This is a genomic window from Candidatus Methanomassiliicoccus intestinalis Issoire-Mx1 (assembly GCF_000404225.1).
In the GTDB taxonomy this organism is placed as follows: Archaea; Thermoplasmatota; Thermoplasmata; order Methanomassiliicoccales; family Methanomassiliicoccaceae; genus Methanomassiliicoccus_A; species Methanomassiliicoccus_A intestinalis.
On the sequence record NC_021353.1, the window covers coordinates 1,464,284 to 1,479,867 of the forward strand.

At 41.5% G+C, this 15,584-nt stretch carries 12 protein-coding genes, 1 tRNA gene and 1 rRNA gene; 3 read left to right on the forward strand and 11 right to left on the reverse strand.

Going from position 1 to position 15,584, the window contains the following annotated elements; genetic code table 11:
- Nucleotides 1-75: 75 nt before the first annotated feature.
- The 4 genes from H729_RS07005 to pth2 form a co-directional block, all read right to left on the reverse strand.
- Nucleotides 76-2,274, reverse strand: a complete 2,199-nt coding sequence (locus H729_RS07005) for an elongation factor EF-2 (RefSeq protein ID WP_020449312.1) — start codon at nucleotides 2,272-2,274, stop codon at nucleotides 76-78.
- Between the two features lie 15 nt (nucleotides 2,275-2,289).
- Nucleotides 2,290-2,886 (reverse strand): 30S ribosomal protein S7, encoded by a 597-nt coding sequence (locus H729_RS07010; protein ID WP_020449313.1) that lies wholly within the window; start codon nucleotides 2,884-2,886, stop codon nucleotides 2,290-2,292.
- Nucleotides 2,883-3,311, reverse strand: a complete 429-nt coding sequence (locus H729_RS07015; protein WP_020449314.1) for a 30S ribosomal protein S12 — start codon at nucleotides 3,309-3,311, stop codon at nucleotides 2,883-2,885. Before H729_RS07015 ends, H729_RS07010 begins: the two co-directional genes overlap by 4 nt.
- A gap of 393 nt (nucleotides 3,312-3,704) precedes the next feature.
- Nucleotides 3,705-4,058, reverse strand: a complete 354-nt coding sequence (gene pth2 / locus H729_RS07020; RefSeq protein WP_020449315.1) for a peptidyl-tRNA hydrolase Pth2 — start codon at nucleotides 4,056-4,058, stop codon at nucleotides 3,705-3,707.
- Nucleotides 4,059-4,153: 95 nt separating this feature from the next.
- Between pth2 and tgtA the strand changes: the two genes are divergently transcribed.
- Nucleotides 4,154-6,112, forward strand: a complete 1,959-nt coding sequence (gene tgtA, locus H729_RS07025; RefSeq protein ID WP_020449316.1) for a tRNA guanosine(15) transglycosylase TgtA — start codon at nucleotides 4,154-4,156, stop codon at nucleotides 6,110-6,112.
- Nucleotides 6,113-6,131: 19 nt separating this feature from the next.
- Here the strand turns inward: tgtA and H729_RS07030 are convergent, their stop codons facing one another.
- The gene (locus H729_RS07030; protein ID WP_020449317.1) at nucleotides 6,132-6,407 is read right to left on the reverse strand and encodes a KEOPS complex subunit Pcc1; all 276 of its coding nucleotides are present in this window, start codon (nucleotides 6,405-6,407) and stop codon (nucleotides 6,132-6,134) included.
- 48 nt (nucleotides 6,408-6,455) lie between these two features.
- A complete protein-coding gene (locus H729_RS07035) occupies nucleotides 6,456-7,415 on the reverse strand; it encodes an InlB B-repeat-containing protein (protein ID WP_020449318.1) in 960 nt (319 codons plus the stop codon).
- 536 nt (nucleotides 7,416-7,951) lie between these two features.
- On the opposite strand from H729_RS07035, the gene cca reads away from it, so the two are divergent.
- The gene (gene cca, locus H729_RS07040) at nucleotides 7,952-9,280 is read left to right on the forward strand and encodes a CCA tRNA nucleotidyltransferase (RefSeq protein WP_020449319.1); all 1,329 of its coding nucleotides are present in this window, start codon (nucleotides 7,952-7,954) and stop codon (nucleotides 9,278-9,280) included.
- Here the strand turns inward: cca and H729_RS07045 are convergent.
- Entirely contained in the window at nucleotides 9,277-9,633 is a 357-nt protein-coding gene (locus tag H729_RS07045; protein WP_020449320.1) for a hypothetical protein, read from the reverse strand. The two genes, cca and H729_RS07045, sit on opposite strands and share 4 nt — an antisense overlap.
- Before the next feature lie 143 nt (nucleotides 9,634-9,776).
- A tRNA-Gln gene (locus H729_RS07050) sits at nucleotides 9,777-9,849 on the reverse strand.
- 110 nt (nucleotides 9,850-9,959) lie between these two features.
- Here H729_RS07050 and H729_RS07055 point away from each other — a divergent pair.
- A complete protein-coding gene (locus H729_RS07055) occupies nucleotides 9,960-10,988 on the forward strand; it encodes a BMP family ABC transporter substrate-binding protein (RefSeq protein WP_172618682.1) in 1,029 nt (342 codons plus the stop codon).
- Here H729_RS07055 and H729_RS07060 read toward each other — a convergent pair.
- The 3 genes from H729_RS07060 to H729_RS07070 all read right to left on the reverse strand — a co-directional run bounded on the left by H729_RS07060 (nucleotide 10,983) and on the right by H729_RS07070 (nucleotide 15,523).
- On the reverse strand, nucleotides 10,983-12,215 hold the full coding sequence (locus H729_RS07060) for a tRNA (N(6)-L-threonylcarbamoyladenosine(37)-C(2))-methylthiotransferase (protein WP_020449322.1): 1,233 nt from the start codon (nucleotides 12,213-12,215) through the stop codon (nucleotides 10,983-10,985). The genes H729_RS07055 and H729_RS07060 overlap by 6 nt on opposite strands.
- Nucleotides 12,216-12,238: 23 nt before the next feature.
- A complete protein-coding gene (pyrG, locus tag H729_RS07065) occupies nucleotides 12,239-13,876 on the reverse strand; it encodes a glutamine hydrolyzing CTP synthase (RefSeq protein ID WP_020449323.1) in 1,638 nt (545 codons plus the stop codon).
- Nucleotides 13,877-14,055: 179 nt separating this feature from the next.
- Nucleotides 14,056-15,523: ribosomal RNA gene (locus tag H729_RS07070) — 16S ribosomal RNA — on the reverse strand.
- Nucleotides 15,524-15,584: the final 61 nt, after the last annotated feature.

The following is a 15,584-nucleotide window of genomic DNA, read 5'->3' on the forward strand; positions in this document are numbered from 1 at the left end:
CTATGTCTCCTGAGTATATTATATCGGAATTGGTTTCACTTCATTATGTTAGTTGTATATAACGCTTATTCACCATCATGCGGAGTAATAAGCTGCATCATAAGGTTCTGGTTTCAGACCTTTTCTTGTTCTAATTTGTTCTACCACTTTGGTTTGCAATTCTGGCGGAACTGGAACAAATCCAGCATTCTCTGTAGACCATAATGCACGTCCCTGAGTAGCTCCACGAATCGTAGATGCAAATCCAAACATCTCAGCTACAGGTGCTCTTGCAACGATAGTTGTTGCTTCTCCTTCCTGAGATATCTCGTCAATTACACCTCTTCTCTGCTGCAATTCACGCAGGGCATCACCCATTACAGATTCTGGACAGTTAATGTAGATCTTAGTCAGCGGTTCCATCAGAACCCTCTTTCCTAAGCACATTGCTCCATAAACAGCAGAACGGAAAGCGGGAATGACCTGAGCTGGTCCCCTGTGAATAGAATCTTCGTGAAGCTTAGCATCCATGAGCTTAACTTTCAGGCCCATTGTTTTTTCTTGAGCTAAAGGCCCAAGACTCATGGCCTCTTCGAAACCTTGTTTACATAGTTCAATAGTTTCATTGAGGTACTGGATACCTTTTGTTCCATCGATAAAGACATTGTTATCTTTGAACATCACAACGCCTTTTGCTTCTTCACGATCCATTCCAAGGTCCTGGAGCTTCTTTGCGAGTTCTTTAGTATCCTTGATCTTACCATCTACTGAGATTTCACCAGTTTTGATTGCATCGATGATAGGCTGTTCGAGCGGAGATACTTCTACGAAGAAACGGTTGTGTTTGTTCGGAGATTTTCCTTCGAAAGTTTCACTCTTGCCTTTTACAGATTCCCTATATACAACGATTGGCGGAGACTGGTTGATCTCAATCTTGAAATCATTTACGATACGGTATGTCGTGATTTCCAAGTGAAGTTCACCCATACCAGATAGTAAGTGTTCTCCAGTTTCATTGTTAATTTCAACTTGAATAGAAGGATCTGCTTTTGCTACAGTTCTTAAAACTTCTACGAGCTTTGGTAAATCCTTCATATGCTTTGCTTCTAACGCAACTGTAACTACTGGTTCTGTATAGTGGCTGATCTTTTCAAACGGTTCGGCATCTTTAATTGATGTCACAGTTGAACCTGCAATAGCATCTTTTAGACCGGCTACTGCCACAATATTCCCTGCAGTCATTGCATCTACGGGAATACGATCCGCACCAACACTCAGAGATACAGTTTGAGAGCGCTGCATATTCGGCATGCCTGCAATCCACAGTTCTTGTCCTCTTGATAGAGTTCCAGAGAATAATCTTCCAAGTGCTACTTCACCAGCATGGGGATCGATTACAATTTTTGTAACCATCAAGGCCACTGGACCATTGGGGTCGCATTTCATCATGGACTTTCCAATTTCAGACTCCATGTCTCCCTTCCAGATTACAGGGATACGAAGTTTCTGAGCCTCAAGTGGGTTAGGAACATGTTCGATTGCCATGTTGAGAAGGACTTCATGAACTGGAGATTTTTTAGCCAGTGTCTTCTGGTCTTCATTTTTACAGAATTCATAGACATCTTTGAAATTGATGCCACTCTTCTGCATGAATGGCACATTTACAGCCCAGTTATGGAATGCACTTCCAAAGGCAACACTACCATCTGCGGGGTTGACCTGCCACTCTTTATTCAGAGGTTCTGGTAACTGTGCTGCAATACGGCGGTTTACATCAGTAATAATTGATGTGAATCTCTTCTGCATCTCTTCTGGGGTTACTTTAAGCTCATTGATCAGCCTGTCGACTTTGTTAATAAATAACAATGGCCTGACACGCTCTTTGATGGCTTGCCTTATCACAGTTTCTGTTTGTGGCATTATACCTTCAACAGCACAAACTAGGATAATTACACCATCAAGAGCTCTCATGGCTCTGGTAACATCTCCACCAAAGTCCACGTGACCGGGCGTATCAATCAAGTTGATAAGATACTCTTGTCCATTGTATTTGTGAACCATGGATGCATTGGCTGCATTAATCGTGATTCCTCTGGCCTGCTCCTGCTCATCAAAATCTAACATACGCTGTTGACCAGCAAGATCTTCTGACATCATACCAGCACCAGCGATTAAGTTATCGCTTAGTGTAGTTTTTCCATGGTCAATGTGAGCAGCTGTACCGATATTCCTTATGAATTCAGGGTTTTTAGCTACGGCCTGTGCCCTAGCAACATTTTCTTCCTTACGTCCCATGTGTTTTCACCCTGATTACCTTGCAGATGCAGCTACACGTTCGAGTTCTTCTTTCTTAGCTACGGCAAAAGAGGTCATATCTCCCTTGGAAGCCAGCATTAATTCATCAGCGAGACAGTCATCTGCTGACTTTTTGCTTTTAAAAGAAGCATCAACTGAACCCTTAGCAATATTTCTGAGAGCGATGTCCAATCTTCTAGCTGGAGAGATATCCACAGCCTTAGGTACGGAAATTCCACCAAATTGCAGCCTTGTAATCTCTTCGCGAGGTGCAGCATTTTCAATAGCCTCTACGAGTACCTGAAGAGGATTATTTCCAGTTTTCTTTTCAATAATCTCAAAGGCACCCTGTACGACTTTGATAGACTTTACCTTCTTGCCAGTATATACTTCGGTCCTCATGAGATTGTTGACTAATCTCTCAACAACACTCATCTTAGACTTTGCAAATGACTTGTTGGCATGCTTTCCACCAGAATGTGGCACGGTGATGGGGGAGAGGTCTATGTATTTAGCTAATCCGCCGTCCCTGATGGCGATGTCAGTCATATCATACTTACCAAAGAGCAAAATATTGCTCTGAATCTGAGTTTCTCCGTCCACAGTTTTCACCTAACCGGCTTCTCCTTACGACCTCTTACAAGTTCGTTAAGGGAAACGTTGTTTACTAAGATGACTTTATAACGGACACCAGGAATATCTCCATATGATCTTCCCATTCTGCCACCGATGCCTTCAACCATAACTTCATCGTGTTCATCAATGAAGTTGATAGCACCGTCTCCTACTGCAAAAGCAGTAATTTGACGTCCGTTCTTGATGAGTTGAATCTTTACGCATTTCCTGATAGCGGAGTTAGGCTGTTTTGCTTCGATACCGACTTTTTCCAAAACGATACCGCGGGCTTGAGCTGCACCTTCTAATGGGTCAGACTTCTCCCTTAATTTCAACATCCTCCGCTTGTATTTGCCGTCAGACCATCTTGATTTCTGATGATCGTGTTTCAGCTTACTAGCAGTATATAGACCTCTAGCCAATGTTTCACCTTCTTATGTCAGAAGCGGTTCCCCATAATGGTAGCTATATTTAATAGTTAAGGGTCAAGAACCTGCTGAATTGCATGATTCTGCTTGAATTGTGATTATTTCGCTTCACGACTTGATAAGCTTGGAAGATAGCTTACCTATATTAGATTATCTAATAGTCTTGCGGCTGGAATATGAACGAGTGGTAGGATATTACACACTTCAATTCAACAGATCGGCTGGACTCGTGTTAGTTTGCAGGATTCTAAGTCATTGACTGCTGCAGTCGGTGAATTCAGAATTCACAATTTTCAATTATCCAGTCAACACAGAGTTCACTGTATGTACAAAAACAGAATGTTTCCTGAATGATCTTGTAATATTATAGTAATGAATATTACAGCATTACATCAGTTTTAGGTGCCCCGTGAGTTTGTCTAAGACCTCATTAGACCCTGGGCCAAATCCTATACACGTTACTGTACCGGGAGGCACTTCGGTTAATCCTGCATCAATAACAGTTGAAGAGACGACCCCCATCGACTCCGCAGAAGCTTTGAGTTCATAAAGTTCTCTTAATGTGTCAACTTTCACAACTATTTTTCTTTGACCTTCTGCATACCATTTTTCGAATACTAATGGATTTTTCTTTTTAGATGCGAAAGAGCATGAAACTGCAGCGTGTGCAGCTTGTGCGGCCATTTTACCTGGAGAGAGTTTTATGTCTTTCCTCATGGCTATTACCATTTTGTATTCCATGAGCCGTGAGAATATTGAAAGCTATATTAATATTCAGTATTATGAAGTCGGCAAAGTGCAAATAATTTAATTAATCAGTATTGTGTCCTCCATGCATGTTTGAATTAATCCGTAGGGATGGGTTAGCAAGAACTGGAAAGCTATCTACACCTCATGGAATCCTTGAAACTCCTGCGTTACTACCTGTGGTAAATCCAAAACTCAGTACTGTACCACCGAGAGAGTTGTATGACATTTTTGGATTTAAAGCGATAATTACTAATTCATATATCATCAGAAGCGATGAAAAACTAAAAGAAAGGGCGTTGAATGAAGGTTTGCACCAGATGCTTGACTATCCTAGTGTAATCATGACAGATTCCGGAACTTTTCAATCTCACATGTATGGAGAAGTTGAAGTTAAAAATGAGGATATTGTTAATTTTCAAAGAGAAATTGGCTCCGATATTGGAACTGTTCTTGATATATTTACAGAACCGGAATGGAGCGAGGATAAGACATCTCATGCAGTGGATGTAACAATCGACCGTACGGGTGAAGCAGCTAAACTCAAAGGAGATATGCTGCTTGCCGGCGTAGTTCAGGGTTCCATATATCAGAACCTTAGAGAAAACTGCGCTAAACGCATGGCACTTTTGGATGTTGATGTTCATCCCATTGGAGGAGTTGTTCCGTTGATGGAACAGTATCGTTTTTCAGATCTGGTTAATGTAATTATTTCATCTAAAAAAGGTTTGGATCCCAGCAGGCCCGTTCACCTTTTTGGAGCCGGTCATCCTATGGTATTCGCATTGGCTGCACTTCTTGGATGCGACATGTTCGACTCTGCATCCTATGCAAAGTTTGCTAGAACTGACCGCTTTATGTTCCCAGAAGGTACCGCAGGGCTGCAGGATATGAAAGGCCTGCATTGCAATTGTCCTGCATGCAGCGGCCACAGCTATGATGAAATTACAAAAATGAAACCTGCTGAAAGAACTGCTCTTATTGCAAGACATAATTTATGGGCCTCGAAATGCGAGATTGAAAGAGTAAAAAGAGCAATACTAGAAGGCGACATCTGGGAATTGGCAGAAAGAAGATGTCGTGCTCATCCAGCACTTCTTAGTGCGCTAAGAACTCTCGAAAAACATAAGGATTTCTTAGAACAGTACGAACCGCTGAGCAGAGATAATTCACTGCTATATACAGGAATTGAAACACTCAACAGACCTTCATTCCTCCGTTATTCAAAAAGATTCTTTTCAAGATATGAATATCCTGCGTCTGAGGCTCTGGTGGTATTCGAAGACAGCACGGGTAAACCATATCACAGATATAGAGAAGGAGAAATCAACAAGATATCTGAAAAATATGATGCTCATTTTATGGTACATACACCGTTTGGACCCGTTCCCATTGAATTAGATGAGATATATCCGATTGCTCAATCCCTGTTCCCTGATCCAGAGGATATGGAGACAAAAGAATATTCTCGTGCGCAGATGGAACACATGTCCCATAAACATCCCTATGCATTAACCATGATGTGGGATGAAAACAGTACACTGGACGCATTGGATATGATGTGCCAAGAAACACCTAAGTTCGATATGGATAGAGCTAGGGTGAAAGCAGTTTCAGATTATCAATTCGGGACCGGTGCAGGAAATGCATTCTTAGACGGTGAAGTTTCAATTATAAAATCAAAAAGCACTGGTAAGATCAGAAATGTGCTTCTAAACGGCCAGCATATCTTGTCTATGCGCGCTAATGATGGTTTCTTTACTCTCAGGCCAGAAGGGGCACATATCCTCATGAAGACATTTCCGGCCCCAAAACTAAGAGTTGTTGTGAATGATGACGCAATTCCATTCAACAGAGAAGGAAAAAATGTATTCTGCTCATTTGTTGAAGACTGCGATAAGGACATCAAACTGATGGATGAGATCATGGTAGTTGATTCATCTGACAATCTAATAGCAATAGGCCGCGCAATGATGATCAGGGAAGAGATGTTGTCATTCCAAACTGGAATAGCAGTTAAAGTAAGAGAAGGAATAAAAGAAGCTTAGAACTATCGATCTTGGTGGTTCATTCTCCACTGGCTGCATCAAATGTCATTTCTGCAATTTTGATGCACGCCAGTAAATCTTCCATTGTGTGCAGCATCTGCATAGGCGTATCTGAAGAAGAACTTACGATTACTTTTTTACCTTCCATGTACGCATTGACGTAATTGAAATTGTCAGGAGATATTGACTCCATCACCACATTAGCCTCTTCATCAGATGCGTATTCCAGTTCAATTTTGCAATTCACAGTCATGAACCTTGAACGATTCAATACAGAATAAAGCTTCTGCTGCATAGTTAACAAAAAAATGGTTAAAAATGGTTTAAAAATATTAGTTATCCATTAAATCTTATTTTTGTATAACAGATAGACTAATATTGCCACGATGCTACAGATTATTGCGATTGCAGTGTAGAACCAATTTGGTTGACTGCTCCTTTGTGTATCATCGGTGGAATCTGCCAGTTTTTCCCATTCAGCAACAAGAGTCACATCACCAGTTATTGCTGAAGTAAAATCGTATTCCTCATCATTTAGACTCCAATGAGAGAATTTATATCCATCTTTTGTAGGCTCATCTGGTACTTCAACCACTTGTCCAGATTCAACATTGACTGATGAAATTTGAACACCATCCACTAAAAATGATACCACACATTCAGGTATTTTTTCCCATACTGCAACAAAATGTACTGATTTGGATGGCATCTTGAACATGGCGCCTTCAGAGTATGTGATATCGCCATAATGCCAACCTGCAAATGTATAACCATCTTTTGTTAAATTTCCTGGACCCGGTACCTTAAACCGATCTCCAGATTCAAAATATGAAGTAATAGGGACTTTACCTCCAGTGTTATAATTGCCATCATACTGAACTTGATAGTCTACTGAATATGTGTACCACTTAGCGTACAACGTAAAATTTTCGATAACGGGATCATTTGCAGAATAAAGAACACCATATTCTTTATCCGCATACCATCCAATAAATGTGCTATTATACCGTTCAGGATCACCTGGAAGTGTTAATACCTCATGATATCTAACTTCTCTAGGAGCTATTGATGTGCCGCCAAATGTTTCAAATGAAACCGTCACGAAATATGGCTCCCAGATAGCATATAAGTCTAAGCTCTCTGGAATATTGCCTAGATTATCTGGATCAATTGTGTATGTTCCTGAATGATATATGTATGTGCCGCCCAGCGGATTTGAACACCAACCAATAAAGGACAAATCATCATCTGACCATCCTAACTTCGCTGGAGTTTTATCAATAAGGATAATGTTTTTGTACAAGGGTTCGGAGATGCATTCTTCTAGGTTTTGCGAATCATTCGAATGATATATTACATCGATTGAATTATCTTCACCTAATAATTCATAATTTGAAATATTTTGTAAAGCTTCATGTTGATACCCCCCCCCCACAGAGGGTTGTGCGTCTGGACATATAGCAATTAAACAAAAAGCAAGCAACAAAAGTGCCGATATCGAGATCACTGCGTGTCTTTTAACGATAGTATCATGCTCCGTATGCGTATATGATTACAAAGTATCTATGACAAATATGGTCCTTTGAGTATAAATAAATGAAGCCTTATGGTATACCGAATAGGTATCCATATGGTCCATATTAAGCAATCGCTTTAAACTCAAATGAATAAGGAATTACCGCTCTTCGAACAAAAAATGATGATATAAGAGGCGATGCACAATCATAACATCTGGAAGCGGGGCCCGACTTTTCCTCCTAAGCGACAGTTCTAAGAATCCCCACTGCCCCGCTCCGGATTCATAGCAAAGATTTTGATATAAAACGAGATTTCAATGTGATGTCTTTAGAAACCACCATTCTGGACCGAATATTACCATCTGCATGTGATGTTGAACGTTTGAAAACGTGCGCTCAAGAAGTAGTTGAGGAAATCAAAGATGATAATCTGGTAAAAGAATACAATGCAGAAATCATGCTGGTAGGGTCGGTGGCCAAAGGTACGTTTCTAAGCAATCCAGATATCGACATATTCATCTTATTTCCAACATCAACCGATAGATCTCATCTACAGAAAATTGGATTGGAAATTGGTAAAAAACACTTACCAACATATGAAGAGCGATATGCCGAACATCCGTATACGCATGGTACCAGAGGTGGATATGAGATGGATATTGTACCATGCTATAAGCTGGAATCAACTGAAAATATTAAATGTGCAGTTGATAGGACTCCGTTTCATACAAAATACATAAAGACAAACATGGACTCTGAGATGAAAGATCAAGTCAGGCTGCTCAAACAATTTGCAAAAGGCATTGGGGTATATGGGGCAGAGTCCAAAACAGAAGGAATATCTGGATACTTGACGGAACTTCTAATCATCCGGTATGGCAATTTTAATAAAGTCATTGAAGCGGCATCTAGATGGAACCTGGGACAAGTGGTGTTTCCAAACAATGAAAAAAAATTCAAAGGGGACCCACTGATTGTTCATGACCCGGTTGATTCCAATCGAAATGTAGCTTCCGCAGTATCTATCCAATCTTTTTCTAAATTCATATACGCAGCTAAGGAATATCTAAAAAACCCATCGGAGCGGTTTTTCTTTCCAAATGTGAGAACTACATATTCGCTAGATGGCATCCAACACTATATCTCAAAAAGAAATACTGAGGTTATCATAATCGAACTAGATAAACCAAACTTGATCGATGATAATCTATACCCGCAAATTAGAAAAACTCTGGAAGGGGTTATCACCACACTGCAAAAAGAGAATATCTCTGCAATAGATTCAGATTATGAAGTGAAAGAGACGTCCGTAAAATTTGCGATAGAAATAGAAACGCTAGAATTACCATCAATTAAACAGCATTACGGTCCACCAGTTTGGAGTGAAAACGCTCCTTCATTTATAAACAAATGGAAATCTAATACATTTGAACCATATGTTGAAAATGGACTGTGGAAGGTTATAATCCGCCGTGATGATACAAATGTTGTATCATATCTCAACAAAAACCTGAAGTCATCTGCGCTGGGAAAGGATTTTAGAGAACTGAAAGGCATGAAAATTACAAGCGGTAAAGATGCAATATGCGAAGATAATGCAGTAATCCTATCAAAAATGATTGATAAAAGAATGAGTTGGGAAGTAGTTTAGATAAACGGTTCGTTTATCAGTAAAATCCATACACCGAGTGCCAGTAAAGCATAAAGTAGGATATTACCAACCAGGCTCATTTTTTCGACTTCTTCCTTTTTAAGACCGGCCAGTCTATATGCGCGAGTCATTACGATTGCACCGATGATCCACCCAATGAAACCATATGCATTGTTTCCCAGTCCTCTGCCGATTAATGCAGAGATTATACCAAAAACAATAGCAATAACCGCTGCTATTGCTAGAAGCTTAGTGCTCAGAATATCCTTTTTAAGGAACGCTTTCTCGTCAAATTCTGGAGGTACCCAGACATATTCTTCTTCCAGCTCTTTCTTTTTTCTTTTCTGAGCCATGAAATTCGGATGTCATAAGCATATTATAAACTTTCTCTCAGATTCAAACAAATAATCGTTTAGACTCTTGCTTTAAATATCAACTTTAACCGCATCCAGCATGCGTCTGCAGAACCATTGATCTGAAAAATCTAGAAAGGAGATAGTCCTGAGCAGATTCGAACTGCTGTCCCCGGCTCCAAAGGCCGGGATGATTGACCACTACACTACAGGACTTTCAAACTTGCATTACACTTCTCATATACATATTTTCTTTCTAAGACTTCAAACAACACAGAGAGCAAAATATATACGAATTAAAAATATCGATGAGAGGGATGAAAAAGATGAATAATCGAGTTATCGTCTCAATCGTAATTGCACTGGTTTTGGTAGTAGCCATTATCGCATCTGCAGCATACATTATTACAGATGAAAAAGAAGAGAGAAAAACTGTAATATTGGTCATAGAAGAAGAAGCAATTGGTGATGGCAGTTATAACGATCTAGTGTTCAAAGGGATAAAATCTGCATCGGCTGAAGCAAACGTTTCATATATCGCCGGAAGCGAGAGTATGAAAGATAAGTTAGATAAGGCCACGTCCCAAACCCCTGATATAATATGGACAGTCCCATCCAAAACAAACAAAGAGGTAATTGATTCAGCAAAAGCAAATCCAGATATCCTGTATGTGATGGTTGATTTTCAATCTGAAGAAAAGTTAGATAACTTGATTACAATTTCATTTAATTCGAACGAATCTTCATTCTTAGGTGGGTGTGCCGCGGCGATGCTTACTGAGACCAATGTAGTAGGATTTGTAGGAGGACAGGAATCAGAAGTTATTGAGGCATTTGAATATGGATACAAAGCTGGCGTTGACTATGCCAGTAAGATTCTTGGAAAAAATGTAGAGACAATATCTCAATATGCTGACAGTTTCACCGATAAAGACAAAGGCAGAACAATAGCCCAGGAATTGTATGAAGGGGGATGCGATGTAATATTCCAAGCTGCTGGCGTCACAGGAATTGGAGTTATAGAAGAGGCTAAGGTATACGACAAATGGGTAATTGGGTCAGATTCTGATCAAGAATATTTAGCTCCAGATAACGTGTTGACGTCTGTCATTAAAGAGATTACAAAAGCAACAGCTCTAGTCAATGAACAATTGGTAAACGATGAAAAATTAGCGGTACAAAATGTCGTATTTGATTTTTCAAATGGCGCTGAAGGAATAGTTCAAGGAAATCTGACAGATAATCAATACAAAGATATAATGCAGATAAAAGAAAAAATATTGTCTGGAGATATAAACGTACCTGATGATAAACTGAGCTATGAGAAATTCATACAAAACTTTGTGCAATTATGAAGAGATTATCTCGCCGATGAGGTACGTGGATTTGGAATCCGTTATCCTAACACGAACCTCTGATCCAAGCGGGAGCTTCTCACAAATCACAACTGGCCGATAGGAGTTCGTACGAACAATCATCGTGCCAGGTTTTCCAAGTTCTGATACAATTCCTGAAAAATCCTTACCAATCTGTGAATTGTTCTTTGATTCACTGATTTTAAATCTTAATTTTGTTAGCTCTCTGGAGCGATCTTTAGATATCCAGCCAGGAACTTGATGGCTGAATGATGCAGCAGGAGTGTTGGGCCTTGCTGAATACCGAGTGACATTAACAGTGTCTGGCATGATATCTTCAATTAATTCCATGGTGAGTTTATGATCGACATCGGTTTCTCCAGGAAATCCGGTGATTACATCTGTTGAAATTGAGATTTCTGGACAATAAGAGCGAAGTTCAAAGACTAAATTTTTAAACTCTTCCGGCGAGTACGAACGCTGCATGGATTTGAGGATCTCTGGACTGCCGCTTTGAACTGGTATGTGTATGAACTTATAGACTTTAGGATTCATCCATGCCGGCATAAACTCTTTTAAGATTTTCAAGAGATTATTTGGATTCATCATGCCGATCCGTATCATAAATCTGCCGTCGAGACTAGTCAACGAGGTTATCAGATCAGTCAATGTTGAGCCTGTATCAAATCCATAGCACGCAGTATCCTGCGCAGTCACTAAAAGTTCCTTTGTTCCAGTTTGGATTAGACTTTTAGCTTCTGAGACCAGATCTTGAAGTGGATAACTGCACAGTGTACCTCTTGCAAATCTCGTAATGCAATATGTACATGATCCCAGGCATCCTTGCGCAATTGGTAAAATGGAGGTAATTGTAGGATTTTTAATTACAGGCAGCCCATCACCATTTCCAACAAGCGATGGCAGCTTATGATAGTTTTTTGGATCGATTATTTGAGCATTCGGCGCTACAGAAATTAGATCCTCCGGCTGTATGGATGCCATGCAGCCTGAAATGATTAATTTTTTACCATCTTCTGAAATCTCTTTTGCACGTTTCAACATCCTGTTTTGAGTTTCCGTAATTACTGTGCAGGTGTTGAGAACTATCAAATCCGCATCGGATGGGTCTGAAACGATTTCGTGCCCAAGCAAAGACATTGTCGTTTCTATTTTTTCGCCCTCGCCGTGATTCATAGTGCATCCATAGCTCTCAACGTATACCTTCACAGTTTTCACCCAGGTTGTTTATATCAGTCTGATGGAAGATGGAGATTTCTATCCACAAGCCGCTGCCTGCGGGCAACTGCTGCCTTCACAAGTCCTAAATGCAGCGGGGATGGTTTTCCAGGACGAGATTTGAACTCGGGGTGGAATTGAGATGCCATAAAATATGGGTGATCTTCCAGTTCTGCAATTTCCATTTTGATCCCGTCTTCAGATTTCCCAGTAAATTTCCATCCCACTGATTCTAATTTATCAATAAACTCTGGATTAACTTCATATCTATGGCGGTGACGCTCGCTTATCTCCAGAGCTCCGTACAATTCATGCGCGTTTGATCCTTCAGAAATGATTACTTTTTGAGCGCCCAGACGCATTGTTGCTCCCATATCTGTAATGTTTACCTGATCGGGCAACAAATCCACTACTGGGTATTTTGTATCTGGATCAAATTCTGTGCTGTTAGCACCATCAAGGTTTGCAAGATTCCTAGCAATTTCCATGGTTGCAACCTGAAATCCAAGACAAACTCCTAAAAATGGAATGTAATTCTCTCTTGCAAATTTAGCAGTTAGAATCTTTCCATTTACTCCCCTATTTCCGAAACCGCCTGGAATGAGAATTCCATCGACACTTGCCAGATCTTTCGGTATTCCCGTTTGCTCAATTTTTTCTGAGTCGAAGAATACACACTCTACCTGAGTGCCAAATTCTGCAGATGCATGGTGGAATGCTTCCAGATGAGATAGATAACTATCCGCCAAGTTCGTGTATTTTCCAACTAACGCGATTTTTACAGTATTCGTTGGATAATGAATGCGGTCTAAGTATTCTCTCCAGGAAGTGAGATCTTTAGTTGTAGCTTCGATACCCATTTTTTTCAGAAGGTAGTCTGTGATTCCCTGTTCTTCAAGCACAATCGGAATTTCATAGATTGAAGCGGCATCGGCCGCTGAAACAACTGCTTCGATTGGAACATCACAAAATAAAGAAATCTTTTTTCGGATTGAGTAATCAAGAGGTTCTTTGGCTCTCGCAACGATAATATCGGGCTGTATGCCGATAGAGCGTAATTCTTTGACAGAATGCTGAGTTGGTTTTGTTTTCTGCTCTCCGACAGATCCCATAACTGGAACAAGCGTGGTATGAACGAAAATACAGTTAGTTCCTTTTCCCAATTCACTTCCCATCTGCCTAGCTGCCTCCAAAAAAGGCATAGACTCGATATCACCAACGGTTCCACCGAGTTCCACAATGCATACGTCAGCACCAGTGCATTCAGCTACTGACTTGATTCTCCGCTTGATTTCATTAGTAATATGTGGAATGATCTGTACAGTTTTGCCAAGAAAATCACCAGCCCGCTCTTTTTCGATCACGGTCTTGTAAACTTTTCCGGTTGTGATGTTGTGATCACTGCTTAGGCTAATATCAAGAAATCGTTCATAGTTGCCAAGATCAAGATCTACTTCTCCGCCATCATCGAGTACATAGACTTCACCATGTTCGAATGGGTTCATGGTTCCAGCATCGATATTCAAGTATGGATCGATCTTAATAGCAGTAACTTTTAATCCACGTGATTTTAAAAGACGTCCCATTGATGAAGCCGTTATGCCTTTTCCTAAACCAGAAATAACTCCACCAGTGACGAATATATATTTCATCATCTGCATGGGATTTTGAGATGAAGATAACATGATATTTAAAGTTAGCTTAGAATAGAGATATTAAAAACAATAAAAAAACAAACATTGACGTTCGATGCAAATTTTTGGTGCTTGGAATCCCACTTGGAATTGGGCAGAGAAAGGCACGGGGCCTCTCCTTGCTTAATTTGTTACGTAGGAGGTGATCCATCTGCAGGTTCCCCTACAGATACCTTGTTACGACTTAACCCTCCTTGCTGAATCTCAGTTCGAAAGCCCCAATTAGAAACATCCTCACTGAAACCCAACTCGGGTGGTTTGACGGGCGGTGTGTGCAAGGAGCAGGGGCATATTCACCGCTTGATGTTGACAAGCGATTACTACGGAATCCAGCTTCATGGGGGCGAGTTACAGCCCCCAATCCGAACTATGGACGGGTTTCAGGATTGTCTTCACCTTTCGGTGTTGAAGCCCATTGTCCCGTCCTTTGTAGCGCGCGTGTTGCCCAGGAGATTCGGGGCATACGGACCTACCGTTGACCTCTCCTTCCTCTGACTTAGCGCCAGCGGTCCCATTAATGTGCATCCCCTCCGGAGAAAGGATTAGCAATTAATGGTGAGGGTCTCGTTCGTTATCTCACTTAAGAGAACGCCTTACGGTACGAACTGACGACGGCCATGCACCACCTCTCGGAAAATCAGGTAAAGTCATCGGCTTGACCTTCATATATCCGTCGCTCCTGGTGAGTTTTTCGGCGTTGAATCCAATTGAACCGCACGCTCCTCCCGTTGCGGTGCTCCCCCGCCAATTCCTTTAAGTTTCATCCTTGCGGACATACTCCCCAAGCAGCAGGCTTAACAACTTCTCTCCGGCACTGGGCGCCCACTAAGGACCCCCAACACCAAGCCCGCAGCGTTTACACCCTGGACTACCGGGGTATCTAATCCCGTTTGCGCCCCAGGGCTTCGTCCCTCACCGTCGGATCCGTTCTAGTCAGACGCCTTCGCCACCGGTGGTCCTTCCAGGATTACAGGATTTTACCCCTACCCCAGAAGTACCTCTGACCTCTCCCGGTCCCAAGTCTCCCAGTCTCCCCGGAATTCGGACAGTTAAGCTGCCCGATTTACCCAAGGATTTAGAAAACCGGCTACGGACGTTTTAGGCTCAATAATATCGACCACCACTTGGGGCGCGGGTATTACCGCGGCGGCTGGCACCCGTCTTACCCGCCCCTTACTTCTCATGTTTTTTAGACAAAAGAACAGCCAACATTAAATGCTGGCACTTGGAATTCCCTCGTCGGGGTTTCCCCCATTGCGAAGTTTTCGCGACTGCTGCGCCCCGTAGGGCCTGGACTCATGTCTCAGAGTCCATCTCTGGGCTCCCTCTCTCAAGGCCCATATCCGTCACGGGCTAGTGGGTCCATTACACCCACTACAACCTGATAGACCGCAGACCAATCCTAAGGCACCGGAGTTTTCGGCCTAAAAGCATTCCAGCAGATTAGACCTATGGGGTATTATCCTCAGTTTCCCGAGATTATCCCCCACCTTAGGGCATGTTGTCCACGTGTTACTGAGCGGTCCGCCGAGACCAAATGTCTCTCGACTCGCATGTCTTAATCGCATTCCAATAGCGGTGGCCGCCGGCAGGATCAACCGGAATCCATTATTCCACAAACAACAAAGAGTCGTTGCAGGACACACTTAATTTAAGATTGGCAGGA